The organism is Chelativorans sp. J32 (assembly GCF_000518985.1).
In the GTDB taxonomy this organism is placed as follows: domain Bacteria; phylum Pseudomonadota; class Alphaproteobacteria; order Rhizobiales; family Rhizobiaceae; genus Chelativorans.
This window is the reverse complement of record NZ_JAEQ01000005.1, coordinates 95,886-120,362: the sequence shown is the minus strand read 5'-3', so window position 1 is coordinate 120,362 and position 24,477 is coordinate 95,886. Positions and strand designations below refer to the sequence as shown.

At 61.3% G+C, this 24,477-nt stretch carries 24 protein-coding genes, 1 tRNA gene and 1 riboswitch; of the genes, 10 read left to right on the top strand and 15 right to left on the bottom strand.

The features are described 5' to 3' along the window. Positions 1–3: 3 nt before the first annotated feature. A complete protein-coding gene (locus CHEJ32_RS0109680; protein ID WP_028033700.1) occupies positions 4–1,779 on the bottom strand; it encodes an N-acetylglutaminylglutamine amidotransferase in 1,776 nt (591 codons plus the stop codon). Positions 1,780–1,878: 99 nt separating this feature from the next. Here CHEJ32_RS0109680 and CHEJ32_RS0109675 point away from each other — a divergent pair, with 99 nt between their 5' ends. After that, complete coding sequence (locus CHEJ32_RS0109675) at positions 1,879–2,391, top strand: MarR family winged helix-turn-helix transcriptional regulator (protein ID WP_051469572.1); 513 nt, start codon at positions 1,879–1,881, stop codon at positions 2,389–2,391. Here the strand turns inward: CHEJ32_RS0109675 and CHEJ32_RS0109670 are convergent. After that, on the bottom strand, positions 2,385–2,591 hold the full coding sequence (locus CHEJ32_RS0109670; RefSeq protein ID WP_028033698.1) for a DUF1737 domain-containing protein: 207 nt from the start codon (positions 2,589–2,591) through the stop codon (positions 2,385–2,387). The genes CHEJ32_RS0109675 and CHEJ32_RS0109670 overlap by 7 nt on opposite strands. Beyond that, the gene (locus CHEJ32_RS0109665) at positions 2,588–3,469 is read right to left on the bottom strand and encodes a CoA ester lyase (protein ID WP_028033697.1); all 882 of its coding nucleotides are present in this window, start codon (positions 3,467–3,469) and stop codon (positions 2,588–2,590) included. Before CHEJ32_RS0109665 ends, CHEJ32_RS0109670 begins: the two co-directional genes overlap by 4 nt. A gap of 104 nt (positions 3,470–3,573) precedes the next feature. On the opposite strand from CHEJ32_RS0109665, the gene leuD reads away from it, so the two are divergent. Further along, positions 3,574–4,179 carry a 3-isopropylmalate dehydratase small subunit gene (leuD, locus tag CHEJ32_RS0109660; protein WP_028033696.1) on the top strand — a complete coding sequence of 202 codons (606 nt, stop codon included), beginning with the start codon at positions 3,574–3,576 and terminating at the stop codon, positions 4,177–4,179. A gap of 11 nt (positions 4,180–4,190) precedes the next feature. Continuing rightward, positions 4,191–4,574, top strand: coding sequence for a RidA family protein (locus CHEJ32_RS0109655; protein WP_028033695.1), 384 nt, complete (start codon positions 4,191–4,193; stop codon positions 4,572–4,574). A gap of 22 nt (positions 4,575–4,596) precedes the next feature. On the opposite strand, the gene CHEJ32_RS0109650 is transcribed toward CHEJ32_RS0109655, so the two are convergent. The 4 genes from CHEJ32_RS0109650 to CHEJ32_RS0109635 all read right to left on the bottom strand — a co-directional run bounded on the left by CHEJ32_RS0109650 (position 4,597) and on the right by CHEJ32_RS0109635 (position 7,139). Then, positions 4,597–4,806: a Trm112 family protein gene (locus tag CHEJ32_RS0109650; RefSeq protein WP_028033694.1), complete on the bottom strand. Its 210-nt coding sequence runs from the start codon at positions 4,804–4,806 to the stop codon at positions 4,597–4,599. Positions 4,807–4,837: 31 nt separating this feature from the next. Next, complete coding sequence (locus CHEJ32_RS0109645) at positions 4,838–5,509, bottom strand: LON peptidase substrate-binding domain-containing protein (protein ID WP_028033693.1); 672 nt, start codon at positions 5,507–5,509, stop codon at positions 4,838–4,840. A 61-nt stretch (positions 5,510–5,570) separates the two neighbouring features. Next, positions 5,571–6,560 (bottom strand): thioredoxin, encoded by a 990-nt coding sequence (gene trxA, locus CHEJ32_RS0109640; protein ID WP_028033692.1) that lies wholly within the window; start codon positions 6,558–6,560, stop codon positions 5,571–5,573. An 81-nt stretch (positions 6,561–6,641) separates the two neighbouring features. Beyond that, positions 6,642–7,139, bottom strand: coding sequence for a prolyl-tRNA synthetase associated domain-containing protein (locus CHEJ32_RS0109635; protein ID WP_028033691.1), 498 nt, complete (start codon positions 7,137–7,139; stop codon positions 6,642–6,644). A gap of 186 nt (positions 7,140–7,325) precedes the next feature. Between CHEJ32_RS0109635 and CHEJ32_RS0109630 the strand changes: the two genes are divergently transcribed. Beyond that, positions 7,326–7,400 (top strand) — tRNA-Gly (locus CHEJ32_RS0109630). A 277-nt stretch (positions 7,401–7,677) separates the two neighbouring features. Beyond that, positions 7,678–8,094, top strand: coding sequence for a DUF6481 family protein (locus CHEJ32_RS0109625; protein ID WP_028033690.1), 417 nt, complete (start codon positions 7,678–7,680; stop codon positions 8,092–8,094). Between the two features lie 269 nt (positions 8,095–8,363). Here the strand turns inward: CHEJ32_RS0109625 and CHEJ32_RS0109620 are convergent, their stop codons facing one another. The 3 genes from CHEJ32_RS0109620 to ykgO form a co-directional block, all read right to left on the bottom strand. Beyond that, the gene (locus CHEJ32_RS0109620) at positions 8,364–8,810 is read right to left on the bottom strand and encodes a metallopeptidase family protein (protein WP_028033689.1); all 447 of its coding nucleotides are present in this window, start codon (positions 8,808–8,810) and stop codon (positions 8,364–8,366) included. Between the two features lie 194 nt (positions 8,811–9,004). After that, positions 9,005–9,592 (bottom strand): tetratricopeptide repeat protein, encoded by a 588-nt coding sequence (locus CHEJ32_RS0109615; RefSeq protein WP_028033688.1) that lies wholly within the window; start codon positions 9,590–9,592, stop codon positions 9,005–9,007. A gap of 71 nt (positions 9,593–9,663) precedes the next feature. Then, positions 9,664–9,789: a type B 50S ribosomal protein L36 gene (ykgO, locus tag CHEJ32_RS0109610; protein ID WP_028033687.1), complete on the bottom strand. Its 126-nt coding sequence runs from the start codon at positions 9,787–9,789 to the stop codon at positions 9,664–9,666. Positions 9,790–10,006: 217 nt separating this feature from the next. Continuing rightward, a riboswitch (TPP riboswitch) is annotated at positions 10,007–10,108 on the top strand. A gap of 32 nt (positions 10,109–10,140) precedes the next feature. Between ykgO and thiB the strand changes: the two genes are divergently transcribed. From thiB to CHEJ32_RS0109590, 4 genes are all read left to right on the top strand, one after another. Next, positions 10,141–11,139, top strand: coding sequence for a thiamine ABC transporter substrate binding subunit (thiB, locus tag CHEJ32_RS0109605; RefSeq protein WP_028033686.1), 999 nt, complete (start codon positions 10,141–10,143; stop codon positions 11,137–11,139). After that, positions 11,115–12,767: a thiamine/thiamine pyrophosphate ABC transporter permease gene (gene thiP, locus CHEJ32_RS0109600; RefSeq protein ID WP_028033685.1), complete on the top strand. Its 1,653-nt coding sequence runs from the start codon at positions 11,115–11,117 to the stop codon at positions 12,765–12,767. The genes thiB and thiP overlap by 25 nt, the downstream gene beginning before the upstream one ends. Continuing rightward, complete coding sequence (thiQ, locus tag CHEJ32_RS0109595; protein WP_028033684.1) at positions 12,751–13,491, top strand: thiamine ABC transporter ATP-binding protein; 741 nt, start codon at positions 12,751–12,753, stop codon at positions 13,489–13,491. Before thiP ends, thiQ begins: the two co-directional genes overlap by 17 nt. A 223-nt stretch (positions 13,492–13,714) precedes the next feature. After that, on the top strand, positions 13,715–15,157 hold the full coding sequence (locus CHEJ32_RS0109590; protein ID WP_028033683.1) for a M48 family metalloprotease: 1,443 nt from the start codon (positions 13,715–13,717) through the stop codon (positions 15,155–15,157). A 379-nt stretch (positions 15,158–15,536) separates the two neighbouring features. Here CHEJ32_RS0109590 and CHEJ32_RS24315 read toward each other — a convergent pair whose 3' ends face one another. The 5 genes from CHEJ32_RS24315 to CHEJ32_RS0109565 form a co-directional block, all read right to left on the bottom strand. Then, positions 15,537–18,917, bottom strand: coding sequence for an error-prone DNA polymerase (locus tag CHEJ32_RS24315; protein WP_034658155.1), 3,381 nt, complete (start codon positions 18,915–18,917; stop codon positions 15,537–15,539). Next, complete coding sequence (locus tag CHEJ32_RS0109580; protein WP_245261052.1) at positions 18,914–20,395, bottom strand: DNA polymerase Y family protein; 1,482 nt, start codon at positions 20,393–20,395, stop codon at positions 18,914–18,916. The genes CHEJ32_RS24315 and CHEJ32_RS0109580 overlap by 4 nt, the downstream gene beginning before the upstream one ends. Beyond that, positions 20,367–21,350 carry an ImuA family protein gene (locus tag CHEJ32_RS24310; protein ID WP_245261050.1) on the bottom strand — a complete coding sequence of 328 codons (984 nt, stop codon included), beginning with the start codon at positions 21,348–21,350 and terminating at the stop codon, positions 20,367–20,369. Before CHEJ32_RS24310 ends, CHEJ32_RS0109580 begins: the two co-directional genes overlap by 29 nt. Before the next feature lie 258 nt (positions 21,351–21,608). Further along, positions 21,609–23,045, bottom strand: coding sequence for a pyruvate kinase (gene pyk / locus CHEJ32_RS0109570; protein WP_028033681.1), 1,437 nt, complete (start codon positions 23,043–23,045; stop codon positions 21,609–21,611). Continuing rightward, positions 23,042–23,518 (bottom strand): DUF1036 domain-containing protein, encoded by a 477-nt coding sequence (locus CHEJ32_RS0109565; RefSeq protein ID WP_084032751.1) that lies wholly within the window; start codon positions 23,516–23,518, stop codon positions 23,042–23,044. The genes pyk and CHEJ32_RS0109565 overlap by 4 nt, the downstream gene beginning before the upstream one ends. A 155-nt stretch (positions 23,519–23,673) precedes the next feature. Here CHEJ32_RS0109565 and CHEJ32_RS0109560 point away from each other — a divergent pair, with 155 nt between their 5' ends. Next, positions 23,674–24,471 carry an N-formylglutamate amidohydrolase gene (locus tag CHEJ32_RS0109560; RefSeq protein WP_028033679.1) on the top strand — a complete coding sequence of 266 codons (798 nt, stop codon included), beginning with the start codon at positions 23,674–23,676 and terminating at the stop codon, positions 24,469–24,471. Positions 24,472–24,477: the final 6 nt, after the last annotated feature.

Sequence of the window (24,477 nt, the reverse complement as noted above, 5' to 3'; positions counted from 1 at the left end):
CTGCTATATCCCATGAGTCTGAAGCCAGAGTTCCAGGAGGCCAACCTGCCACAACTCCGAACCACGCAAGGGCGTGATGTGGTCTGCCGGCGCGGCGAATAGCCGGTTCAGATAGTCTTCGCGGAAAAGGCCACGCTCTCGCGCCGCTTGCGACGTCAGGGCGTCACGCACCATGTCCAGATAAGGGCCGGCGACATATTTGAGCTGTGGAACCGGGAAATAACCCTTCGGCCGATCGATCACCTCATGCGGCACGACCTGGCGGGCCACGTCCTTGAGCACCCCTTTGCCGCCAGCTTTGAGCTTCTCCTCGGGAGGAATGCGAGCGGCAAGTTCCGCGAGTTCATGGTCGAGGAACGGCACGCGCGCTTCCAGTCCCCAGGCCATGGTCATGTTGTCCACCCGCTTGACCGGATCGTCGGCCAACATGACATTGGTGTCGAGCCTGAGCGCCTGGTCGACTGGCGTATCCGCACCCGACCGCACCAGCTCGGAGGCGACCAAGTCGCGGCTGAAATCCTCGCCATCGATCCAATCGGGGCTGAGTTGCGCTTTCAGTTCCTCGTGCGAGCGGTCAAAGAATACGCGGGCATAGTCCTCCGCCACATTCCTGGAACCCGCGAGCGGTGGATACCAGTGATAGCCACCGAACACTTCGTCTGCTCCCTGGCCCGACTGGACGACCTTGATGTGCTTCGAAACCTCCTGCGACAGCAGATAGAAACCGACATTGTCGTAGGAGACCATCGGCTCGGACATGGCCGCAAAGGTGCCCGGCAGGGCGTCCATCAAACGGTCGGATGGGACGAAGATCTTGTGGTGCTCGGTGCCGAATTCCTTCGCGATGAGATCGGAATAGACGAACTCGTCGCCTTTCTCTCCATTTGCTTCCTCGAAGCCGACGGAAAAGCTCATGAGATTCGTCTGCCCCGCTTCCGCCAGAAGGCCGACAATGAGGCTCGAATCGACGCCCCCTGAAAGCAGAACGCCCACAGGCACGTCTGCCACCATGCGCCGCCTTACGGCGATCCGCAGCGCCTCGTGTACCCGGTCGCGCCATTCTTCGCTCGAAACCAACGCATCCGCCGCGTCGCGGCGGTAGGGCGGATCCCAGTATCGCCGCTCGGCCGAACGGCCGTCTGGCTCTATGATGCGGATGGTGGCGGGCGGGAGTTTGCGGACGCCGTTGAGAATCGTGCGTGGTGGCGGGACCACTGCGTGGAATGTCATGTAATGGTGCAGCGCTACACGATCGATCGACGCGTCCACGTCACCGGCCTTCACGAGCGCCGGGAGGGTCGACGCGAAGCGAAGCACACCGTCTTTCTCTGCCAAATAGAGCGGCTTGATGCCGAAACGGTCCCGCGCCATCACGATGCGGCCCGTATCCCGCTCCTGGATGACGAAGGCGAACATGCCGTGGAAACGCTCTACGCAGGCCTCCCCCCACGCGTGCCAGGCTTTGAGAATGACCTCCGTGTCGCCGTGAGAGAAGAAGCCGTAGCCTTTCGCCTGCAGTTCACGCCGCAATTCGGGATAATTGTAGATGCAGCCGTTGAAGGCGATGGTCAGACCCAGCGCCGAATCCACCATGGGCTGCTGCGCTTTTTCCGAAAGGTCGATGATCCTGAGGCGCCGGTGGCCAAATCCGGCATTGCCGTGGGAGACGATGCCGGCGCCATCAGGCCCTCTTGGGGCGAGAGCTTCCATCATTCCGGATATGGCTGATACGGACGGCGCCTGGCCGTCAAATCTCACTTCACCGCAAATGCCGCACATCGGCGGGCGTTTACCTCCGTTTTCTTCAGTGTCTGTCTCTTGTTGGCTGGCTGTGTCGGCCCTATAGTTAGGGTTCGAATGATTTGAAGTCAAACAATCATGGCAAAAAAAATCCACATGTCGCCGCAAGAAGCGGTTTCGCCAGAGCAAACGCGGCTTCTCCTGAAATCGATCCGCAGAATCGTACGTGCCAATGATCTTCAGTCCCGCGCGCTGGCGCGCTCAATCGGATTCACCGGACCGCAGCTCGTCATTCTGATGGCGGTGGCCGAATTGGGCGAGGTGACGACAAGGGCACTCGCCGACCATGCGGATCTGAGCCCAGCGACGGTCGTGACGGTCCTGGACAATCTCGAAGAGCGCGGCATGGTGCAACGTTACAGGTCCGGAACCGACCGGCGCGTGGTGTTCACACGCCTTACACCCAAGGGGCAGGAGCTGATCTCCCATACGCCGGGCGTGTTCGGCGCAGAATTCGCCCAACGCTTTGCTGCACTCTCGCCCGGGAAACGCTTGGCTCTTCTGTCCAGTCTCGTGGAACTCGCGGACCTGATGACGGCGCGTTCAGAAGCGCCGTCGGGAAAGCAGACCGAGAAGAATGCGGCTCAATAGTCCCCGAGCTTCATCTCCGGAGAATAGTCCAATCCGTCGACTTCCTTGTAGACGGCTTGGCCGCACCGCATAATTTTGGTTTCGGGATCATAGGCATAGGTTGGCGAGCCGTGCAGAAGCCAGCCCTTGTTCAGCGCTGACGTGACCTTATGGCAGAAGCTGGAATCATCAGGACCGGTCAGAAAACGGTAGAGCCTCATTCGCCTCTCTTCCTGATTGTGCGCGCCTTCTTCAGCAGCGCCTCCGACTGCTCGAGATGGAGTCTTTCCACCATCCGGCCTTTGATGGAGACGACGCCGCGAAAGCGATTTTCCGGTTTTGCGAATTCCCCGACAACCGCTTCGGCGTCCGCAATCTCCTCGGCCGTTGGCGAGAAGGTCTCATTGGCAGGTTCGATCTGTGCGGGATGGATAACGGTTTTGCCGTCGAAACCCATGGCGCGGCCTTCCGTGCATTCCCGTGCGAAAGCCTCCATATCGCGAAAATCGTTCGATACGCCGTCAAGCGCCGTCAGATTGCCGGCGCGGGCAGCAAGCACAATCTGCATCAGCCACGGGCGCAGATATGCCCGTTCGCTGACACGCGTCTCCTTTGCTATGTCATTGGTGCCGGCGACGAGGCATGAAAGCCGTGCCGCAGGATCGCGCCCAAGCTCCGCGATCGCTCCGATATTGAGCACGGCCCGGGCCGTCTCCACCATCGCCCAGATACGGATCGAGCGCGGCGCGTCGGTCTCGTCGAGCGCTGCTACGGCATCAAGGATGTCGCGCGGGCCATCCACCTTGGGCAACAGGATGGCATCGGGCCTGCAGGCGCGGGCCGCCAGGAGGTCCTCGGTTCCCCACTCGCTGGAAAGCGGATTGATACGGATGACGGCTTCGCATCCAGGCCGGTCCGGTCCGGCGAGAAAGCCGCGCAGGCGCTCGCGCGCTTCTGCCTTCTCCTCCGGCCCCACCGCGTCCTCCAGATCAAAGACGACGGCATCGCAGGCAAGGACAGCACTTTTCTTCAGTGCCTTTTCGTTGCTGGCGGGCACGTAGAGGACGGAACGGCGAAGGCGGGGCAGTGGCTCGTGCATGGCCACTTCATGACGCAGCCCGCGGGATGGCGCAAGGGCTTTGCGTATCCGCCGGGGTATTGTAAAGGATGAAACAAAACTGGTTGCAGACAGGCACAAAGCCCATGGAAAAGTTCACCACGCTCACCGGCGTCGCCGCCCCACTGCCGATCGTCAATGTCGACACAGACATGATCATCCCGAAGGATTATCTGAAGACGATCAAGCGCACTGGCCTTGGCACCGGCCTTTTCGCCGAGATGCGCTATAACGAGGACGGCTCGGAAAATCCCGATTTCGTGCTGAACAAGCCCGCCTATCGCAACTCCAAAATCCTTGTCGCCGGCGACAATTTCGGCTGCGGGTCGAGCCGCGAGCACGCCCCTTGGGCTCTGCTCGACTTCGGCATCCGCTGCGTGATTTCCACGAGCTTTGCGGACATTTTCTACAACAACTGCTTCAAGAACGGCATCCTGCCCATCACGGTATCCCCCGAGGAGCTGGACAAATTGATGGAGGATGCCGAGCGCGGCGCCAATGCCACGCTGACCGTGGACCTTGAGGCGCAGGAGATCCACGGGCCTGACGGTGGTGTGATCAAGTTCGAGATCGACGCTTTCAAGCGCCATTGCCTCCTGAACGGCCTCGATGATATCGGGCTCACCATGGAGAAGGCGCCCGCAATCCAGTCCTTCGAGCAAAACTACGCCGAAAGCCGCCCCTGGGCCTGAGGGGCGCCTCCATGCGCCGCCTGATTTCCACCGGCTCGCCATTCGAGAAGACAGCCGGCTATAGCCGCGCTGTCGTCGATGGCGACTGGTGTTTCGTTTCCGGAACGACCGGTTACGATTATGAAACCATGAAAATGCCGGATACGGTGGAAGAGCAGACCCGCAACTGTCTCTCGACGATCCAAGCCGCTCTTCAGGAAGGCGGCTTCGAAATGGCAGACGTGGTGAGAGCGCATTATTACATCACCGACGAGGCCTATGTGGATAGCGTGTTCCCGATCCTCGGCGAAGTCTTTGGCGATATCCGCCCTGCGGCGACCATGATCGTCTGCGGCTTGAACAAGCCGGAAATGAAGATCGAGATCGAGGTGACGGCGCTGAGGCGCAATCGCTAGTTCCGGGCCGGGGAAGAGCGGTCTAGCGATTATCCGGGTCGAGCGGCCGAGCTTCCGAAGGCAGCATTACGGGAACGCCGTCACGTACCGGAAATGCAAGCCCTGCCTTGGCCGAAATGAGCTCGTTTTTCGCCGGGTCCCATTTCAGCGGACCCTTGGTGATAGGGCATGCGAGAAGCTCCAGGAGCTTGGGGTCTATCGGGCTCCTCTCCGTTCGCCGCCCATCACTCATCTTTATTCCTTTCAACGGCCCGCCTGGCGTCTTATTGCAGAGTCCGGCCGGCATCACCTTCCTTGTGGGCGAGGATGCGCTCGGTAATGGCGATCAGCGTTTCGGCTCTCATCCTCAGGTCGGGAGCCTCGAGAAGCGCCTGCTTCTCCGCAGGCCCGAAGGGCGCCATCATGGCAAGACCGTTCACGAGAACGCCATTCTCGGCGCGGAGAAAGCTTTGCCAGTCGGCTTCCAATTCGTTCGCCTCCAAATAAGCGCGAAGTGTCCGCAGGAATTTCACACGGTCGACCTCGCCAGCCGAGCGATCCTCCTGAAGATCCTCCGGGAACGGGCGGATCTGGCATTGCCGGAACGGCGTCTCGACGGAGATTTCCTCGCGCAACCGAAATCGGCAGACTCCCTGCAGGTTGATGAGATAACGCCCGTCTCCGGTCTCGGTCATGGAAACAAGCCTGCCAAGGCAGCCGATTTCGCACAGGAGCGGTTCTGCTCCTTCTTCTGGCTGCCGGTCGAAACGAGGCTGGACCATGCCGATGAGGCGGTCGCCGCAAAGCGCATGATCGACCATCGCGAGATAACGCGGTTCGAAGATGTTGAGCGGAAGCCGCGCGCCGGGGAGAAGGAGAGCACCGGAAAGGGGAAAGACCGGAACTGCCCCCGGCAGGTCGGTAGGATCGCGGTAAAAAGCGTTTCCGGCTTTCACATCGTATCTCCGGACCGAAGCAAGGCTTCGGCAGCCTGCCGCTTTGCCCCGGCTGCAGGAGCTATGAGAACAGGAGCGAGGAGAGCTTGCGCCGAGCGGCGAGGGTTGCCGGATCGGTCATTCCCCACGCATCGAACAGCTCAAGCAGCTTGCTTCGAGCCGCGTCATCATTCCAGCTGCGATCGGCCTTTATAATGGCAAGAAGATTGTCGGCCGCCTCTGCGCGCTTGCCTTGAGCATTGAGAATCAGCGCCAGGTCGAAACGCGCCTGGTGATCGTCAGGGTCCGACGCGAGCCGCCGCTGCATCTCGGCTGGATCGCCCAACCCGGCGACCTGCTCGGCAAGCGCCATTTTGGCGCGCACCGCCGCAACGGAAGCGGCATCTTTCTTGGCCTCCGGCACACGATCAAGCAGGGATCGCGCCTCGTCCGTCTGCCCGGCTTCGAACAGGAGGTCGGCAAGGGCTGCGAGAGCTTCGACATGCTCGGGTTCCTGCTGCAGCACCGCGGAATAGATCTGTGCCGCCATCTGCGGGTCACCGGTTTCCCGCGCCTCCGCTGCTGCCGCGAGCGCATCCTCTACCTGCTTGCCTCCGCCCGCAGAGACCCGCTTGATGAACTCGCGAATCTGGCTCTCGGGAACGGCGCCCATGAAGCCGTCCACCGGCTGCCCGTCCTTGAAGGCGATGATGGCTGGAATAGACTGGATGCCGAGCTGGCCCGGAATAGCCGGATGATCGTCGATATTGAGCTTCACCAGCTTCACCCGGCCGCCCGACTCCCGGACGACTTTTTCCAGAACCGGCGTCAACTGCTTGCATGGCCCGCACCAGGGTGCCCAGAAATCCACCAGAACCGGCTGCTTGCGCGATTCCTGGATGACATCCGCCGTGAAGGCCGCCGTGGTCGTGTCCTTGATGAGATCGCCTCCGGAAGACGCAGCTGAGAGCCCCGCCGCCGCGCCGGCGCCTGTGTCCCCCCGGGGGGCATTCCCGAAGGTGACATTGCCGGTCATTCCGCCGCCCGCATAGGGATTTTCACGGTCGTTCATCTCTGCCTCGACTTTTGTCACTCAAGCTTTGCGAATAGCAGCCGATCGGCCAAACGCAAAGTGGCTTCCGAGATGTGGCGATCATTGCGATACTTTCAAGATGAGCGGCTCGTGTCCGGTGGAGCGGAGAAACCGCAGCAAATCCGCGCTTGGGATGGAAACGGTCGCTTCGTTGTGGAGTGGATGGGCGTTGATCACTTCGCTTTCCACCAGCGCCTCATCGAGAACGATGGTGACTTGACCTTCGGTATCGTTGATTGCGCCGAAAGGCGTGACCGAGCCCGGCGTCACACCCAGGAGTGCCAGGAGCTTTTCTCCGCTGCCGAAGGACACGCGTCCCGAAGCGCCGATGGCGTGATGGATCGTCTTGAGATCGATGCGCGCATCCTCTTCCGCGGTCACGAGGAAAAAACGGTCCTTTTTGTCTTTCAGGAACAGGTTTTTCGTGTGCGCTCCTGGAATCTCGCCACGCAGGCTGCGTGATTCTTCCACCGTGTAAAGCGGAGGATGATTGTGCGTCTGGACCTCGATGCCGAGTTCGGCAAGGTGGCGCATCAGGTCTTCGGGCGCTGCCGGCATATCGCTCTCCAAAACCCCAGATCGGACCTGTTTAGGCGCTTTGCGCCGGAACGTGCAAGTTGGGAACCGCACTCCGCGGCCATATGGCCGGCTCTTGCGATCATCGTGAGAGAAACGCGAATTCCCTGTTGCAATCGCCGATGAGTTCGGCCATATAAGCGCCGCTTGCGGTGTTTCACCGCGCGAGCGGGTGTAGCTCAGGGGTAGAGCACAACCTTGCCAAGGTTGGGGTCGAGGGTTCGAATCCCTTCGCCCGCTCCAGTTTCTCTTAAAGCCGCGGAACGCCGCGGCTTTTGTGTTTTCAAGGCGGTTGAAATCCTAGTTCGAAATCTCACCTTGAGAAGCCAGGGTTACCGCGTGGTCAGCAGATCGCGGATTCGACGTAGCCTGACATCGTGGTGTTCGTCCGCTCTCAGCCGTTCGACTGCCGGCGCCAGAGCCCAAGCTCCAACCCGAACATTATCCCTCGGGTCCTTATCCCGTAGCCAATGCCTCATTCCTCTAGCCAATACTCCAATGAAGGACAGTGACTGAACTGATGAGAAAGAACGCGATCCCGGATTTCAACGATCGCCGCAAGCACGCGGCACAGGCACGCCAGGCCATGCTGGAAAAGTTCCGTTCGGCGCCGGGGCCAGACGATCCGCGCATGATCGAAAAGCGCCGCGAGCGCGAGGCGATCGCTGCAGCCCGGGCGGAGCGGCAAGCCGAGCGCGAGCGCGTTCGGCTGGAGCAGGAAGCTGAGCTTGCCCGCCAGGCCGAGATTGCGGCAGCCGCCGCCGCGGAAGCCGAGCGCCTCGCAGCCGAAGAAGCTGCGCGCCTTGCCGCCGAGGAGGCAGAGCTCGACAGGCTTCTCAAGGCTGAGCAGAAGGCTGCGCGTGACGCGCGCTACGCAGCCCGCAAGGCTGCAAAGAAAGACCGCCGCAAGGGTGGCAGTTACGACAGGGGTTACTAAGCGTAGCGGGCGCTCTACAGCATCGGCCCGAAAACCGGAATCGGCTTTCGGAAAGCAGGATGCGCCGTTTCAACAACTTCCAGCGCCCTTTGTGCGCCCGAATGGACGTACGGCGTATCTTTTCGCTGCTCCAGCTGCTCCAACCAGCAAAGTCGCGGAACGTCCGCGGCTTTGCGTATCGAAGGTGAAATTCACCGAGCCGCGGCTGCTGTTCAGCTGTGGCCATCAGGCGGTGGGGTGAAGCCTTATTGCTGTGCTTTGTAGCCGGATCATCGCGAACCGGGATCAGGCAATTCGTCGACCGTTTCTTCGATGCGCGCCATGTCGTCGTCCGACAGCCCGAAATGGTGGCCGATCTCGTGGATCAGCACATGCGCCACGATATCGCCCAAGGTCTCCTCGTTCTCGGCCCAGTAATCGAGGATCGCGCGGCGGTAGAGTGTGATGCGGTTGGGCCCCTCTCCGGTGGCGGGGTTCCAGCGTTCCGCGATGCCCCGTCCCTCGAATAGGCCGAGCAGATCGAACGGTGTCTCCAACGCCAGGTCGTCCATGATCTCTTCGCTGGGAAACTCCGCGACCTGGATGATGATATCGCCGGTGAGCTTACGGAATTCCTCCGGCAGGCTGGCATAAGTCTCCATCGCCAGGAGTTCGAATTCCGCTAGGGATGGTGAAAGCTGGTCGTGCCAGGCGCGTGTCTGGTAGAGGTGGGCCATTTTATATCCTTTGCCGCGCATATAGCGCGTTCCCGCTCGCGATTCGAGAGGCCATGGAACGCGGTGATGCGGGGATGTTTGGCGTGGGATGCCGGCAGAAGAAACGCCTCAGCATCATTATTATCGTGTGGGGCAGTCGCCCGAAGCCATTTCAATTCCTGCCGACTGCTTGTTGCAAATCCGTCCCGCTGATCTCAAAGCCGCTCGTCCGTCTTCTTGTCGGTGAGATCCAGCAATGCGCGTTGAGCACTGCGCTGCATCGGATAGACTTCGAGCATACGGCGATAGATCTCAAGCGCGCCCTCGTCGTTCCCCGTCACCCGCAACACCCCTGCCAGGCCGCTCATCGCACCAAAGTGTCGCGGCTCGATTGCAAGAACCTGGGAAAGGTCCGACATTGCGCGGTCGAAGTCGTTCATCATGAGATAGACGAGCGCGCGGTTGTTCCAGCTTTCCACATAGTTCGGATAAAGCGTGACGGCCTGGTCGAGCAGGTCGAGAGCGACATGGAATTTCTTCTCGCCCGCGGCCTTGTGGGCCCATTGGATGAGCACATCGGCCGTCGCGCCGCCTGAGCGTTGCCATTCCTCCCGGATACGGCCGGCGATGCGGCGCGCTGCCGCCTCGTTGCGCTCCTGTTTCAGTTCCGCGAAAAGCTCATCGAGCCGGCTCCGGTGGGCCGACTGTTCGGTCTGAGATTGCGGTGAGGTTTGCCTCTCCGCCTGTGCCGGCGAAAACAGAAGCGCAGCGGCGACGGGTACTAAGAAAATGAAACGGCGCATGAGGCAAGATTACCTGCCTTTGCGCCGGGATAAAAGCAAAAACCGCGTGAGGCCATGTGGCCTCGATTTGGTCAGCCCTGGCGAGCCTTGAAGCGCGGATTTGACTTGTTGATGATGTAGATGCGGCCCTTGCGGCGAACCATGCGGTTCGCACGGTGACGGCCTTTCAACGCTTTCAGCGAATTTCTGATCTTCATTGTCTTGCCCGTTTGCGGCCCAACGGCCGGAAAAGTTGTGGCCCGCTGGCCGAAACGAAAGACGCGCCGCCCGGGCGCGCCAAAATTCGATGGGCGCACATAGACGATGAAAAGCTCGAATGTCAAGCTTCAGCATGCGGATTCTGCAAATGGGGCCCGTTTCCATCCAGCGGGGTTCCGGTCCCTTGCACCCGTTCCCGCTCTGCCCTATTTTCGCCCCGCTCTAACGGGGTGCCGGCGAGACCGGCTGAGAGGCATGCGCCAACCCGCGGAACCTGATCCGGATCGTACCGGCGGAGGGATTAGACGCTGAGACAAAGCGCCTTCCCCGCAGAACAATTGGAGGCGCCGATGCGCAGAACAGCTTTATTTGCGGCCCTGGCTCTGGGTATAGCGGGTGTCCCGGCTTCAGCTCAGGAAAAACTGACCGTCTACACCTATGAAAGCTTCACCTCCGAATGGGGCCCCGGACCGGTGGTGGAAAAGGCCTTCGAGGCCGAATGCGGCTGCGATCTCGAGTTCGTGTCGGTTGCCGATGGCGTCGCTCTGCTCAACCGGCTGCGCCTTGAGGGCGAAGGCACTGAGGCGGATATCGTGCTGGGGCTGGACACGAACCTCACCTACGAGGCGAAGGAGACCGGCCTCTTTGCGCCGCACGGCATCGATCCCGGCAATATCAATGTTCCCGGGGGTTTCGAAGACGATATTTTCGTGCCCTATGACTATGGTTACTTCGCCTTTGTCTATGACACGGAAGCTTTGAAGAACCCGCCGGAAAGCCTGCACGATCTGGTGGAGGCGGGGGATGACCTGAAGATCGCGATCCAGGATCCGCGCACCTCCACGCCCGGTCTCGGCCTGCTTCTTTGGATGAAAGCGGTCTATGGTGACCAAGCCGCGGAAGCCTGGGGCAAGCTCAAGGACAATGTGCTGACGGTGACACCTGGATGGAGCGAATCCTACGGGCTTTTCACCAATGGGGAAGTCCCGATGGTGCTCTCCTATACGACTTCGCCAGCTTATCACGAGATCGCCGATGGGACCGAACGCTACAAGGCGGCAAGCTTCTCCGAAGGTCATTATCTACAGGTCGAGGTGGCGGCACGCACCGTGAAAGCGAAGGACAAGGCGCTTGCAGAGCGGTTCCTTTCCTTCATGACCGGGCCCGGTTTCCAGGATGCCATCCCCGAGACCAATTGGATGTTCCCTGCCGGGAAGACCTCGGCTCCGCTCGATCCTGCGTTCGACAAGCTCGTCCAGCCCGCCAGGACACTCATGTTTTCCTCGCAGGAAGTGGCGGAGAACCGCAAGGCCTGGGTTGACGAGTGGCTGTCCGTGATGAGCCGGTGAGGGAGGTTTATTCCCGGCGCGGGCGCATTTATGCCGGCATGCTTGCCCTGCTGGCTTTGGGCGTCCTCGTTCTCGGCGCTTTCGTCGGGCTCGGGCAGGAAGCACTGCAGTCGTGGCACGGAGCGGTTTCAGCCTTCGACGGCTATTTGCTCCGCGTCGCCCGGTTCACCCTGCTTCAGGCCGGGCTTTCCACATTGCTTTCCGTCCTTCCGGCAATCCTGGTCGCCCGCGCGCTCGCGCGCCATCCCCGCTTCTTCGGGCGGGGCTTCATCCTCCAGCTTTTCGCCGTTCCGCTGGCTCTGCCGGGAATCGTCGCTGCGCTCGGGATCCTGGCCCTATATGGAAGGGCCGGATTCCTGGCCCCGTTTTTATCCTCACTGTCCGGCGAAAGATGGCAGGGGATTTACGGTCTCTCGGGAATCCTGGTAGCCCATGTCTTCTTCAATCTGCCGCTTGCGGCACGGCTGTTGCTTGCCGCGCTCGAAACCGTTCCGGCCGACCAATGGAAGCTCTCCGCGCAGCTAGGCATGGGGGCAGGCGCAACCTTCAGGCTCGTCGAATGGCCTGTCCTGAGGGCTGCGTTGCCAGGCGTCGCCACGCTGGTCTTCATGGTCTGCGCGGTCTCCTTCACGGTTGTGCTCACCCTCGGCGGCGGCCCGCGCGCGACCACGCTTGAAGTCGCCATTTACCAGGCCCTCCGCTTCGATTTCGATCCCGCGCGTGCCATCGCGCTGACATTGGTGCAGGTCGCGCTTACGGCATTGATCGTGTTTGTTCTCTTCCAGTTGGGCGCCACGATGACCGCCGATGCCAGTCTGCCGGCGGCACCGCGGCGCTCCGTCTTCCCGCGGCCGGCGGAAACATCCTTCAATTTCGGAGTGCTCCTGCTTGCACTGGTCTTCGTTGCTGGTCCAATGGCTGCCACGGTGATCGCCGGGCTTGGTGCGGACCTCCCACGGCTTGCGGGCGAGAGGGCCGTTCTCGATGCCACAGCCACGAGTCTCATCCTCGCCGGCCTTGCGGCATTCCTCTGTCTCCTGCTCTCGATCGCGCTGGTGATGGCAAGGCGGTCGCTCGAGATGTCGCGCGGAGGCAGAAGAGCGCGGCTGCTCGAGCGCCTGACCGACACAGGGGCAAGCATGGTGCTCATCGTGCCCCCGATCGTGATCGGCGCAGGCTGGTTCATCCTTCTTCGCCACTTCGGTGACGTTTTTGCCTTCGCTCCGTTGATGGTGGTGGCAGTCAATGCCGCAATGGCGCTGCCTTTCACCATGAGGGCCATCCGCCCTGCCTATGATGCAGCGAGCGCGCGCCATGAAAAGCTCTGCCTGGCCCTCGGCATCAGGGGCTGGAGCCGCTTTCGCCTTGTCGACTGGCCGGCGCTCAGGCGGCCTGCCGCAACGGGCCTCGCCTTTGCCATGGCGCTTTCCCTCGGGGATCTCGGCGTGATCGCCCTTTTCGGCAGCGATCGCGTGAAGACCTTGCCTTATCTGCTCTTCGAGCGCATGGGCAGCTACCGTACCGCCGATGCAGCCGGGCTTGCTCTTTTTCTCGGCATCCTCTGCCTCGGCTTGATGTTCATCGCCACCTATTGGGGAAAGAGAACTCCTGATGGTTCCGCCACATAAGGGCGCTTCCGTGAAGCTCGACGAGGTTCGTTTCGCTTATCCTGGCGGGCAGGCGATGCGTTTCGATCTTTTGGTGCCGGCATCTGAGATCGTCGCGCTGATGGGGCCGAGCGGCTCGGGAAAGTCGACGCTGCTCAACCTGATCGCGGGCTTCGAGCGCCCCGGCTCGGGAGAGGTGCTGATCGGAAAGGCTGACGTCACGCGTCTTCCGCCCTTCCAGCGGCCGGTCTCGATGGTGTTCCAGGAAAACAACCTCTTCAGCCATCTGACGGTGGAGCAGAATGTCGGGCTCGGCCGCTCCCCGTCGCTAAGGCTCTCCCAGGCTGATCGGGCAGCGGTGAACGAGGCCATCGTAAAGACCGGCCTGGCCGGAAAGGAGAAGCGATTGCCGCAGGCCCTTTCGGGAGGAGAGCGCCAGCGGGTGGCCCTCGCACGTGTTCTGGTGCGCCAACGGCCGGTTCTTCTTCTGGACGAGCCGTTCGCCTCTCTTGGACCCGCTCTCAGGGACGAGATGCTCGACCTGGTCGCCGAACTGCATCGCGAGCAGGCAATGACCATCCTCATGGCGACGCACGACCCGCACGACGCGGAGCGCCTGTCGAACAGGCTTGTTTTCGTCGAAAATGGGACTATAGCGGCTTCCGGCGCCACTTCGGAGTTCCTTGCCGGGAAGGGGCCTGCCGCTTTCGCGCGCTACCTTGGCGAGAGGAGGCTATCCCGATAACGGCCCGGTCTATTGTTCGGCCAGATTCGGTCATTATTTATCGTCACAAGGCCGGTTGTTTGAAACGGTCCGGCAACTGTGGCGCGTAGATCATTGTCTTGAATCACAGACTATGGCTAGGTCGTCGTCAAACCCAGCGGGACGGAAACCCGTCGAAAGGATGTCTGCTCTGCCTCGTTTCAGTGCCACAGGATTTATGGGTGCCGTCCGGAACCGCCACTGCATGGCTCTGCTCATCGGTGCGCTCGCGCTTTCCGGCTGCCAGTCACTCGACGTCTCGTCGGACGCGGATTTCAAACCGTCGTCCAATCCCATGACGGTGGATACCGTGATGCGGAGCGATTCGCTCGCCAATCTCGCGCGCCGCCAGCATCCGAAGATCGTCCAGACCTATGGGGGGGAGTATTCGGACCCGAAGCTTGAGCGTATGCTCGCGCGCGTCGTCGGAAAGCTGTCGCAGGATCCGGAGAACCCCTCCCAGACCTATCGCATCACGATCCTCGATTCGCCAAACATCAACGCCTTCGCATTGCCCGGCGGTTATCTCTATGTCACGCGGGGCATTCTGGCGCTCGCGAACGATTCTGCCGAAATCGCTGCCGTGCTGGCTCACGAGATGGCGCATGTGACCGCGAATCACGGCCTGGAACGCCAGCGGCGAGAGGCCGAAGCGACGCTTGCGTCACGCGTTGTCGATGAGGTGTTGAGTTCCGACAAAAGAGCTCAGGCGGCGGTCTGGCGCGGAAAGCTGCAACTCGCCCAGTTCTCTCGTAACCAGGAACTGGCGGCAGATGCGATCGGCATCGCGACCATCGGACGTGTGGGCTATGATCCTTATGCCGCGGCGCGCTTTCTCCAGTCGATGGATGCGTATCAGAAATTCTATTCCGTAAAGGGCGAGAACGACGCAAGCCTGGACTTCCTGGCAAGCCACCCCAATGCGCCCCGACGCATTGAACTTGCGCAGCGTCACGCCCGTCAATTTGGCATGCCCGGCACCGGTGAACGTGATCGCACCCCGTTTCTGGAAGGCATCGACGGACTGCTTTACGGCGACAAGCCCGACCAGGGCTATGTGCGAGGGCGTGACTTTTTGCATCCCACATTGGGGGTGGCTTTCTCCGTGCCGGAAGGTTTCGTGATCGACAATTCGGCCGGCGAGGTTGTCGCGGCCGGCCCGGGCGAACTGGCGTTCCGCTTTGATGGTGCGACGGTTCCGCGCTCGCTTTCTCTGACAGATTATCTTCAGGACGGGTGGCTGGCCGGTCTCGATACCGGCACGGTGCAGGCCACAACGATCAACGGCCATGAAGCGGCGAGCGCGCGGGCCTATGCCGGCGAATGGCAATTCGACGTGATGGTGGTGCGTGTCGGTGACCAGGTCTACCGGTTGCTAACCGGTGCGCCGCGCGGAAGCAATCAACTCGAGCCCGTCGCAAGGGCGATCAGCAACAGCTTCCGCGTGCTGAACCCGGCAGAACGCGCGGCATTGAAGCCGCTGCGCATTCGCGTCCTGACGGTGCGGCCCGGCGACACGGTCGCGACATTTGCGAATCAGATGGTGGGCGTCGACCGCAAGATGGACCTCTTCCGCCTCCTCAACGGGCTTGGACCCGGCGCAAATCTCTCGGCTGGCGACAGGGTCAAGATCGTTACCGATCGTTAGAACGGTCACCTGGATGGAAGCGGCAGCGCGCCTGAAGCTTCCATCAAAACGGGGTGGCCGGGCTAGTGCTCGGTAGATTGGTGGACGTGACGAGGCCTGGGGCCGGATTGAGGTCGGCCTTGGGGCGCGTTATAGCGTAATTACTCCCCCATCAGTGCAGGGGATCTCCGCGTGCTGAAGCAAATCACCGTCATCCTGCCGAGGTCACGGATTGCACGGAACTTGATGCATCGATCCAGGTGATGCCGGCGTGCTGGCTAAAGTCACACAATCTGCAAGATAATATGATCGAGGCGCTGGCGGCAAAACGCAGGCTCGGAGCAGCCAAGCCGGATACAGCATTAGAGCCACGGCTCTAGTCTAAGGGCCAGGCTCTAGTCTAATGGAAATTGCGTCCCTTTGGCATGACCCGAGCCACGGCGGCCGATTGCGCAGCCCCTGCTTCTTCTGGCTGTACCGCTTCGCGTCCCGGTGACGTTCCGCTGCTGGAAATACACGTCGTTCCTTCGATCCCGGCTATCTCCTTCCTCCGCGCAAGCTGGTCCTGCTCCTGCCGTTCCTTCATCAGGGTGCCGAGTCTTGCGCTCAGATCGGTGATCCGCTCGGCAACCACGTGGATGACACCGGATGCGCTTTGCAGCTTCCCGTCGACCCGCACGAACCGGGCGCCCATCACCTGCGGGCGGAAGCGTTTAAACATCCTGTCCCATACGACGATATTGGCGACACCCGTCTCGTCCTCGATGGTCATGAAGATGACATTCTTTGCCGTGCCCGGCCTTTGACGGATGAGCACAAGGCCCGCAACGGAGACGCGCCTCCCATTGCTCACATTCTGCAAGCGAGCATTGGGAGTAATCTTCTCCGCAGCAAGCTGGTCGCGCAGGAAGGAAACGGGATGCGCCTTGAGAGACAGGCTGAGCGATTGATAATCATGCACCACATGCATGCTGAGCGGCATGGAGGGCAGCTTCATTTCCGGCTCATGCTCGGTAAGACCGATCTCCGGCCTGTCGAGGAGAGGCAGGCGCTCCGTCGCGCATGTTCCGTCCAGAGCCTGCACGGCCCAGAGTGCCGTCCGTCTATCGAGCCCTAAGGATCGGAAAGCATCCGCATCCGCAAGACGGGCGAGCACGCTCCTGCTCAATCCCGAACGGAGCCACAAATCGCGAACCGAACGGTATCCGGCGCCACGATTTAACACGAGCTGCTTCATGTCCGCTTCCGCAAGGCCTTTCACCTGGCGGAAGCCGAGGCGCACGGCATGTTTTGTCTCGATGATAGAACGCATGTCGGCATGTTGCGCCGCCACGCGAGCGGGATCGAAGGGCGCTTCTTCAAGAATGCAGTCCCATTCCGAAGAGTTGATATCCACCTCGCGGATTTCCACACCATGCTCGCGCGCGTCACGCACGATCTGGGCCGGCGCGTAAAAGCCCATGGGTTGGGAGTTCAGGATCGCTGCGCAGAAAACGTCGGGGTAATACGTCTTGAACCAGGCCGATGCATAAACAAGAAGGGCGAAGGAGGCGGCATGGCTTTCGGGAAAGCCATATTCGCCGAAGCCTTCGATCTGCCTGAAGCAACGTTCGGCGAACTCGCGCGGATATCCGTTTTCCTCCATACCTTTGATCAGCTTTTGCCTGTAGTCCGTTACCGAGCCAGTTCGTTTGAAGGTCGCCATAGCGCGGCGCAACCGGTCCGCTTCCGCTGGCTTGAAGCCGCCAGCTACAATTGCGATTTTCATCGCCTGTTCCTGAAAAAGCGGAACGCCGAGCGTCTTTTTCAGAATGGCTTTGAGTTCCGGCCGCACATATTCGGGTTTTTCCTTTTCCTCCCGCCGCTTTAGATAAGGATGCACCATATCGCCCTGGATGGGACCAGGCCGGACGATCGCCACCTCAATCACGAGATCATAAAATTCTTTCGGTTTCAGGCGCGGCAGCATCGACATCTGCGCCCGCGATTCCACCTGGAAGACGCCGATCGTGTCGGCGCGGCTGATCATGTCGTAGACAGGTTTTTGCTCCGGGGGGATCGTCGCCAATTCGAGAGGACGACCGTAATCGTCCCTGACATCGTATTTCTCTTCTAGAAGACCGAAGGCGCGCTGCAGGCAGGACAGCATGCCGAGCGCGAGCACATCGACCTTGAGAAGGCCGACATTGTCGAGATCGTCCTTGTCCCATTCGACCATTTTGCGCTCTTCCATCGCCGTCTTGACGATGGGGACGATCTCGTCGAGCCGGTCCTTGGTGATGACGAAGCCCCCTACATGCTGGGAAAGATGGCGCGGAAAGCCCATGATCCCGTTGACCAGTTCGACCAGCTGCTTCGTCTTGGGATCGGTCTTGTCGAGGCCCGCGGCCTTGGTTGCCGTTTCGCCCACCTCCTCGCTTGACCACCCCCAGACAGAGCCGGAGAGCGCCGAAGTGACATCTTCGGAAAGACCGAGCACCTTGGCCACTTCGCGAAGCGCCAGACGTCCGCGATAGGAGATGACGGAAGCGGCCAGCGCGGTGCGCTTGTGCCCGTATTTCTTGTAAATATAGGCAATGACCTCCTCACGACGTTGATGTTCGAAATCGACGTCGATATCCGGCGGCTCCCCACGCTCCTCGGAAATGAAGCGCTCGAGCAGATGATCCATAATGTCGGGTCCGACATCCGTGATGCGCAGGCAATAGCAGATGAGGGAATTGGCCGCCGAGCCCCGGCCCTGGCATAGAATGCCCTGTGAGCGTGCAAACCTCATAATGTCGTAGACGGTGAGGAAATAGCGCGCGTAATTTTGCCGCTCGATAAGAGCGAGTTCCTTATGAATAAGCTCCCTTTGCGCCTCGGGGACGCCGTCTGGGAAACGCTCCCTTGCACCTTCCCAGGCCAGGCGCGCCAGTTCCTCCTGCGCCGGAAGCCCGGACTCGGATACCTCGTCGGGATAGTTATGCTTCAGTTCGCCGAGCGAGAAAGTGAGGCTTTCGGCGAAGCGAAGCGTTTCGGTCAACGCTTCCGGATAATGGCGAAAGAGGCGCGCCATTTCCTCCCGGGGCTTCATGTGGCGTTCGGCATTGGCCTCCAATGCAAAGCCTGCTTCGGAGATCGTCGTGTTAAGGCGGATGGCGGTGAGGATATCCTGGAGAGGACGTTGCTCCGCCGCATGGTAGAGCACGTCATTGGTGGCCATCAGCGAAAGGCCGGCGGCCGCTGCCATGCCGGCAGCCTGGGCCAGCCGCCAGTGGTCATCGCCTCCATAGGAAGGAGAGACGGCGAGGCGCAGATTGCGCCCAAACCGGTTTTTCAGCGAGCGCAGGAGAGCAAGGGTATCTTCCGCGGACTTCCGGAAATCTGGCAGGATTGCGAGAGACATATGGTCCCCCCATTCCAGAAAATCCTCGATATGCAGATCGGGATTGCCCTTTTCCCCTCGCTCATTGGCAGCGGTCAGCATCCGGCAGAGATGCGCCCAGCCCTGCCGGTCCTGCGGATAGGCGAGAACGTCCGGTGTCCCGTCGGAGAAAACGAGCCGGCAGCCGGGATGATAGGGAATGCGGGTTGGCTCGGAATCCTCTGTCAATTTGATGTGTTTGGATTGAACCCAGGCGCGCACCACGCCCGCCACCGAGTTGCGGTCGGCCAGACCCACGGCGGAGAAATCGAACAATCTTGCTGTGATGACGAGCGCCTCCGGCCGCGAAGCGCCGCGCAAGAAGGAAAAATTCGATTGGACGCCGAATTCGGCATAGGCGGGAACGGCTGTCATGGGAAAAACCCGTGCAGGAACCAACGCGGCGCGGTCTGCTCGCCATAAAGTCCCTCCCGATAGAGCCAATAGCGGCGGCCATCCATGTCCTCGACACGGAAATAATCGCGCGTTTGCCCTGGCTTTTCCTCACGCCACCATTCGGGCGCGATGCGCTCCGGGCCCTCGGCGCGGGCCACCCGGTAGAGCGCCCGCCGCCAGCGGAACGAAAGAGGAGGGCCCTCCGGCACCTCTGCCGAAGCTTCCACCGGTTCGGGTTTTTCCAGGAGGCGGATGGGCCTGCCTCCCGCCATAGGCTGAGACGTTCTCGTCGGGCGGGCGATTTCCTTGCCGGAAGAGACGAAACGAGCCCTGCGTTCAGGCAAATGGCTTTCGGCCAGAGCGGGAACGAGGACGGCCTCTTCCCCCAGACGGGCGCGAATGCGGTCGGCAAGAAGCGAAAATTCCTCCTCCGCTATGGATGTGCCTTCCGCAAGGTCCGTTTGCTCCATCTCAAAAGGCGCGGCGACGGCAATGGAAAGCCGCACCATGTCGAATCCGTAACCGGGGTCGAGACTGCCTTCGAGAGCCGCAAGCCTTTCATAGAGCAATTTGGCAATCGTGGTGGGTTCCCGCAGCGGCCGCGAGGTGCCCACAACAATGCGCGCCACCACGCCATCGACCCGGAACAGGGAAAGCAATAAACGTCTTGCGCCTTCGCCGCGCCGCTCCAGATCGGGCTTCAAGGTGCGGGCAAGGATGAGGATCAACCGCTCGATCTCCTCCGTCGTCCCGATCGGTTCGGCGAGCTGGCGCTCGGCCGAAAGGGGGGAAACGGGTAGGCGTGGAGAAATGGCTTCCTCGACCACGCCAAGCGCCTGATCCAGGCGTGTAACAAGCATGCGGCCGAAACGACGGGCGAGCGGCGCCCGCGGCGCGTCGATGAGAGCGCCGACATAACGGAGTCCCACCCTTTCCAGGCCGGTCCGGGTTTTCTCTTCCAGGCGCAGGGCAGCAAGCGGCATAGGAGCCAGAGTCTGTTCCTCCTGCCCGGCAGGCACATTTCGGTCGCGGCTATGGGAGTGTCGCGCGGAAGCCCAGGCCATGCCCGGCGTCGATGCCAGTGCGGCGCGAATATCGAAGCCCTGTTGGGTCAGCCGGCGGATGATTTCGGCAAGCATTGCATCCTCACCGCCAAAGAGATGGGAGCAGCCGCTGATGTCCAGAAATAGGCCGTCTCGGCCGTCGAGCGCTACCAAGGGTGTGAACCGATCGCACCAATCGGCCAAGCTTTCCAGCAATTGCCGATCGGCATCGGGATCGGCCTCCATGACTTCTATGCCGGGATACATGGCGCGCGCGTCCGCGATGCCCATGCCGGGTTTCAAGCCAAGGAGCTCAGCCTGCTCATTCAGGGCAGCGATGCGCAACGCATTGTTCTCCCGCTGGCTTATCACCAGCGGCGGGAAATCAGCTGGCGCGCTTTCGTTCCTGCCCATGCGCCAGCCCGCCCCATGGCGCCGGCGCAGAATCCGATCCGTTGAAAGATGCGGCAACCAGATCGCCAGAATCCTGCGCTCGGCCGTTCTTGCGAACAAGTTGCCGTTCTCGGGAGGGCCATCTTTCCTGAAAAGCAAAGTCATGGGGATTCCAGTCCAGTACGAATGATCCGTTCCTCCCGGTCCTGCTTTTGGACAAGGTCACGGCAAAGGCCGGTGGTCCGATCGAGCGGGGGAGAGGGCCGGCAAGGGTTTCCCGCAAGGGAGAAGCTGCGGGCGAGACAAGTAGCCGTGTGGGGGCTGCGGTCGGCACCGGCTCGGCCGAGTGGCGGACGAGCAGGAGCGCTCGTCCTGCTTCCCTTGCGCGAAGGTGAAGGCGGCGGGTGGCGGTCAGGTCAAGCTTGGCTGGATTGCCACGCAATTCCAGGATGGTGGCAGAAAAACTGCCCAGGCGGGCAGCTTCTTCGGCAGCCCAAAGCCCATCCTCCAGCCGGTTTGCACGCACCAGAAGCAGTTTTTCCGGCGCTAGGCCAAAAAACTGCTCCAGGCCAGGCGCGTAGGGAAAGCCGCCTTCGGAGAGCATATCCGCCAGGCCGATCCAAAGAACCGGCCTGGCGGTTTCTCTGCCCTCGCCGCTACGCGAGACAAGTGCGGCAAGAGCAAGGGCAAAACCGGACACGGCTCCGCTGTCGCGGGTTTCCCGTCCTGTTATTTCCGTCAGAGCCGTTTGCAAAATGCCATTCCCGAGCGCGGCATCGAGATGTGGCGCACCCGTTTCTGATAGAGGAACTCCAGCCGCCGGAGCCTTTTCAGGGCGGCCGTAGCGACGCAGGGCAGCCTCGCAGCCAGAAGCTGCTTCCGGTACGGCAAAACGCTCGGGCAAGCTGCCCTCGATCTTCGCGATTTGCCGACGCAGGGCAAAAATCTGTTCTTTCGCCATGGCCATGCGTGCCATGCCGTTCACTCCGGCAGATAGATTGTTCCTGTTATGTTCCTATGGATTCCAGAGCCGACCCCAGGAGTCAAGAAGGATTTTATTCCTTGGCTTGAACCTGCGGCGTGTGCGTTCTTCAGAACGCACAATGAACGTTGTAAGCCATTGATTTAAATCATTGCGCTTTCCGAAAAACGATTCCGGTCTTGAGCGCGGCTGGCACCGCACCTTTTGCTGGCTCGCTTATAGGGGAATAGGGCGGCGCTGCCGCCCCATTCGTTAAAGGCCGCCGAGCCCGTCCGAGCCGATATAGGCGATGCGCAGCATGTTTGTGGCGCCGGGCGTCCTGAGCGGCACGCCTGCCGTGATGATCACCCGGTCGCCAGGCTTTGCGAACTGTTCCTCATAGGCAATGCGGCAGGCACGATCCACCATGTCGTCGAGATCGGTCGCGTCTTCGGAAACGACGCAATGCGTGCCCCAGACGAGGCTGAGGCGCCGCGTCGTTTCGACCACCGGCGAGAGTGCAATGATCGGCACCCGCGGCCGTTCGCGCGCGGCGCGCAAACCCGTGGTGCCGGAGGAGGTATAGGTGATGATGGCGGCGAGGTTCAGGGTTTCCGCGATCTCGCGTGAGGCAAGCGAAATGGCGTCGGCCCCCGTCGCCTCCGGTTCGCTGCGCTGCGCATTGATGACGTCATGGAAAACGGAGTCCCGCTCAACCTGGGTGGCAATCGCATTCATCATCGCGACTGCCTCGACGGGATACTGGCCGGCTGCCGATTCGGCGGAGAGCATCACCGCATCCGCGCCCTCGAACACCGCCGTTGCCACGTCCGACACCTCGGCGCGGGTCGGGACCGGGGCCGAGATCATGGATTCCAGCATCTGGGTGGCCACCACCACCGGCTTGCCGGCGCGGCGGCAGGCCCGGGTAATCTGCTTCTGGATTCCGGGCACCGCCTCAAGAGGCATCTCCACGCCGAGATCGCCGCGCGCCACCATCAGCCCATCCGAAAGCTCGATGATCTCCGGCAGGCGTTTCACAGCCTGAGGCTTCTCGATCTTCGCCATCAGGGCGGCACGGCCGCGCGCCACCTTGCGTACTTCCGCAAGATCCTGCGGCCTCTGGATGAAGGAAAGCGCGATCCAGTCGACACCCGTGGCGAGCACGGCGTCCAAGTCGCGCCGGTCTTTTTGCGTCAGAGCTCCGAGCGGCAGTTCCGTATCGGGCAGGCTGACGCCTTTGCGGTCGGAAATCTTGTTTCCGGCGATGACACGGCAGACGATCGAGCGCCCGTCGGCTTTCAGCGCCACGAGTTGCAGGCGTCCATCATCGACCAGGAGGCGATGGCCCGGCTCGATGGCCTGCAGGATTTCCGGGTGCGGCAGATGCACACGCGTGTTGTCGCCCGGTGCCGGATCGTCGTCCAGCGTGAATTCCTGGCCGACCGTCAGCGTCGCGCTCTTGTCGGCGAAAGTGCCGACACGCAGCTTGGGGCCTTGCAAATCCGCTAGAATGCCGATCGGGCGTCCCACCTGCGTTTCCACATTGCGGATCCGGGCCACCAACTCACGCATGGTCGGGTGGTCCGTATGGCTCATATTGATCCGGAATGCGTCGGCACCGGCCTCGTGAAGGCGGGCAATCGTCTCTTCATCAGAAGATGCAGGCCCGAGCGTGGCCAGGATCTTTACCTTGCGGCTCCGCTTCATGGGTTGGCGGCCCCCGTCACAGCCGGATTTCCGGGCACGGGACCATCGGTAAGCTGAACCATCCAATTCTCCTGGTCGCCAGTGTCATATTCCTGAAAACCCGCGCGCTGGAAGCCGCGCGCGAAGCAATCACTGACACCGGCGATCTTGAACTCCGTATCCGACACGCACATCTGGACCTGGCCTTCCCAGCGGCCGCCGCGCGTCGCATCTTCCGCATAAAGATAGTAGTAGCGAGATTCCAGCGGAGCATCGATGAGCGTTTCGCAGCTCGACGGCTTGATATGCCACCAGCCTTCGCTCACCCAACCCGCACGGGCGCGATAACCAATCGCCACGCCGACCAGGTTTTGGGTTGCGTTGCAGACGCGGAAATCGGCCGAAGCAGGCACTTCCCCCGCGAGCAGAAAGCCCGCGGTGGCGGCAAGCGCAAGAACGCTCCTTTGCAGCGTCGGATAGCCCACGAATCGCATGATCACGCTCAGTGAAGGACTGTCGCAACCCTTTTCCGCAAACTGCATGGCCCTGTCAACGCGCCGGGCGCCTTGAACACGGTCAAATCGCGGCATTGCATGTGCCGCCTCTTCATGGGAAGACGGGGCAGCCCCTAAAATCCTCCGATTTCCAGATGACACGAAGTTCCCTTTTCTCTCCATTCGAGCTCATCGGCGGGGACCGCTCCAAGGGGCTGGTGCTCGTCGCCGATCATGCTTTCAATGACCTGCCCGACGAATATGGCGATCTCGGGTTGCCGTCCGGCGAGTTCCAGCGGCACATCGCCTACGACATCGGCGTTGAAACGGTCATGCGGAAGCTTTCGGAGATCACCGGCGCTCCGGGCGTGATGGCGCGGTTCTCCCGCCTGCTGATCGATCCCAATCGCGGGCCGGACGATCCCACTCTCATCAGGCAGCTTTACGACGGCACGGTCATTCCCGGAAATTATCCCATTAGCCCAAGCGAGCGGCGCAAGCGGGTAGAGCGTTTTTACGAGCCTTATCACGATGCGGTTGCCGCCATGGTCGCCTCCGTGGCCGCGGCTTCGCGCATAGCTCCCCTTGTGATCTCGATCCACTCCTTCACGCCCTTCATGCAGGGGCGGGAAAGACCCTGGCATGCAGGCATCCTGTGGGACCGCGATCCGCGGGCGGCAAAACCCCTCATCGCTGCGCTTTCGGCTTTGCCCGGGCTGGTGGTGGGAGACAACGAGCCCTATGACGGCGCTTTGCGCGGCGATACGATGTTCCGTCATTGCACATCCAATGGCTTCGCGCATGCCTTGATCGAAATCCGGCAGGATCTCGTCGTGGCTGAATCGGGAGCAGTGGAATGGGCGGAGCGGCTTGCGCCGATTCTTGAAGATCTTAACAGGCGGCCCGATATGCACGAGGTGAAATTCTTCGGCTCGCGGACCGGACCGATTTAGAGGCTG

Coding starts and splice junctions, on each gene's coding strand:
- CHEJ32_RS0109665 (WP_028033697.1), bottom strand. CDS start 3,469: ATGCACGAGCCACTGCCCCGCCTTCGCCGTTCCGTCCTCTACGTGCCC.
- CHEJ32_RS24315 (WP_034658155.1), bottom strand. CDS start 18,917: ATGACAGCCGTTCCCGCCTATGCCGAATTCGGCGTCCAATCGAATTTT.
- CHEJ32_RS0109590 (WP_028033683.1), top strand. CDS start 13,715: ATGGCTCTGCTCATCGGTGCGCTCGCGCTTTCCGGCTGCCAGTCACTC.
- ykgO (WP_028033687.1), bottom strand. CDS start 9,789: ATGAAGATCAGAAATTCGCTGAAAGCGTTGAAAGGCCGTCACCGTGCG.
- leuD (WP_028033696.1), top strand. CDS start 3,574: ATGGAAAAGTTCACCACGCTCACCGGCGTCGCCGCCCCACTGCCGATC.
- CHEJ32_RS24310 (WP_245261050.1), bottom strand. CDS start 21,350: ATGGCACGCATGGCCATGGCGAAAGAACAGATTTTTGCCCTGCGTCGG.
- CHEJ32_RS0109635 (WP_028033691.1), bottom strand. CDS start 7,139: ATGCCGGCAGCGCCCGAAGACCTGATGCGCCACCTTGCCGAACTCGGC.
- CHEJ32_RS0109620 (WP_028033689.1), bottom strand. CDS start 8,810: ATGGCCCACCTCTACCAGACACGCGCCTGGCACGACCAGCTTTCACCA.
- CHEJ32_RS0109565 (WP_084032751.1), bottom strand. CDS start 23,518: ATGCGATTCGTGGGCTATCCGACGCTGCAAAGGAGCGTTCTTGCGCTT.
- CHEJ32_RS0109560 (WP_028033679.1), top strand. CDS start 23,674: ATGACACGAAGTTCCCTTTTCTCTCCATTCGAGCTCATCGGCGGGGAC.
- CHEJ32_RS0109615 (WP_028033688.1), bottom strand. CDS start 9,592: ATGCGCCGTTTCATTTTCTTAGTACCCGTCGCCGCTGCGCTTCTGTTT.
- CHEJ32_RS0109625 (WP_028033690.1), top strand. CDS start 7,678: ATGAGAAAGAACGCGATCCCGGATTTCAACGATCGCCGCAAGCACGCG.
- trxA (WP_028033692.1), bottom strand. CDS start 6,560: ATGAACGACCGTGAAAATCCCTATGCGGGCGGCGGAATGACCGGCAAT.
- CHEJ32_RS0109650 (WP_028033694.1), bottom strand. CDS start 4,806: ATGAGTGATGGGCGGCGAACGGAGAGGAGCCCGATAGACCCCAAGCTC.
- CHEJ32_RS0109675 (WP_051469572.1), top strand. CDS start 1,879: ATGGCAAAAAAAATCCACATGTCGCCGCAAGAAGCGGTTTCGCCAGAG.
- CHEJ32_RS0109655 (WP_028033695.1), top strand. CDS start 4,191: ATGCGCCGCCTGATTTCCACCGGCTCGCCATTCGAGAAGACAGCCGGC.
- thiQ (WP_028033684.1), top strand. CDS start 12,751: ATGGTTCCGCCACATAAGGGCGCTTCCGTGAAGCTCGACGAGGTTCGT.
- CHEJ32_RS0109580 (WP_245261052.1), bottom strand. CDS start 20,395: ATGGGCAGGAACGAAAGCGCGCCAGCTGATTTCCCGCCGCTGGTGATA.
- CHEJ32_RS0109670 (WP_028033698.1), bottom strand. CDS start 2,591: ATGAGGCTCTACCGTTTTCTGACCGGTCCTGATGATTCCAGCTTCTGC.
- CHEJ32_RS0109680 (WP_028033700.1), bottom strand. CDS start 1,779: ATGTGCGGCATTTGCGGTGAAGTGAGATTTGACGGCCAGGCGCCGTCC.
- thiB (WP_028033686.1), top strand. CDS start 10,141: ATGCGCAGAACAGCTTTATTTGCGGCCCTGGCTCTGGGTATAGCGGGT.
- pyk (WP_028033681.1), bottom strand. CDS start 23,045: ATGAAGCGGAGCCGCAAGGTAAAGATCCTGGCCACGCTCGGGCCTGCA.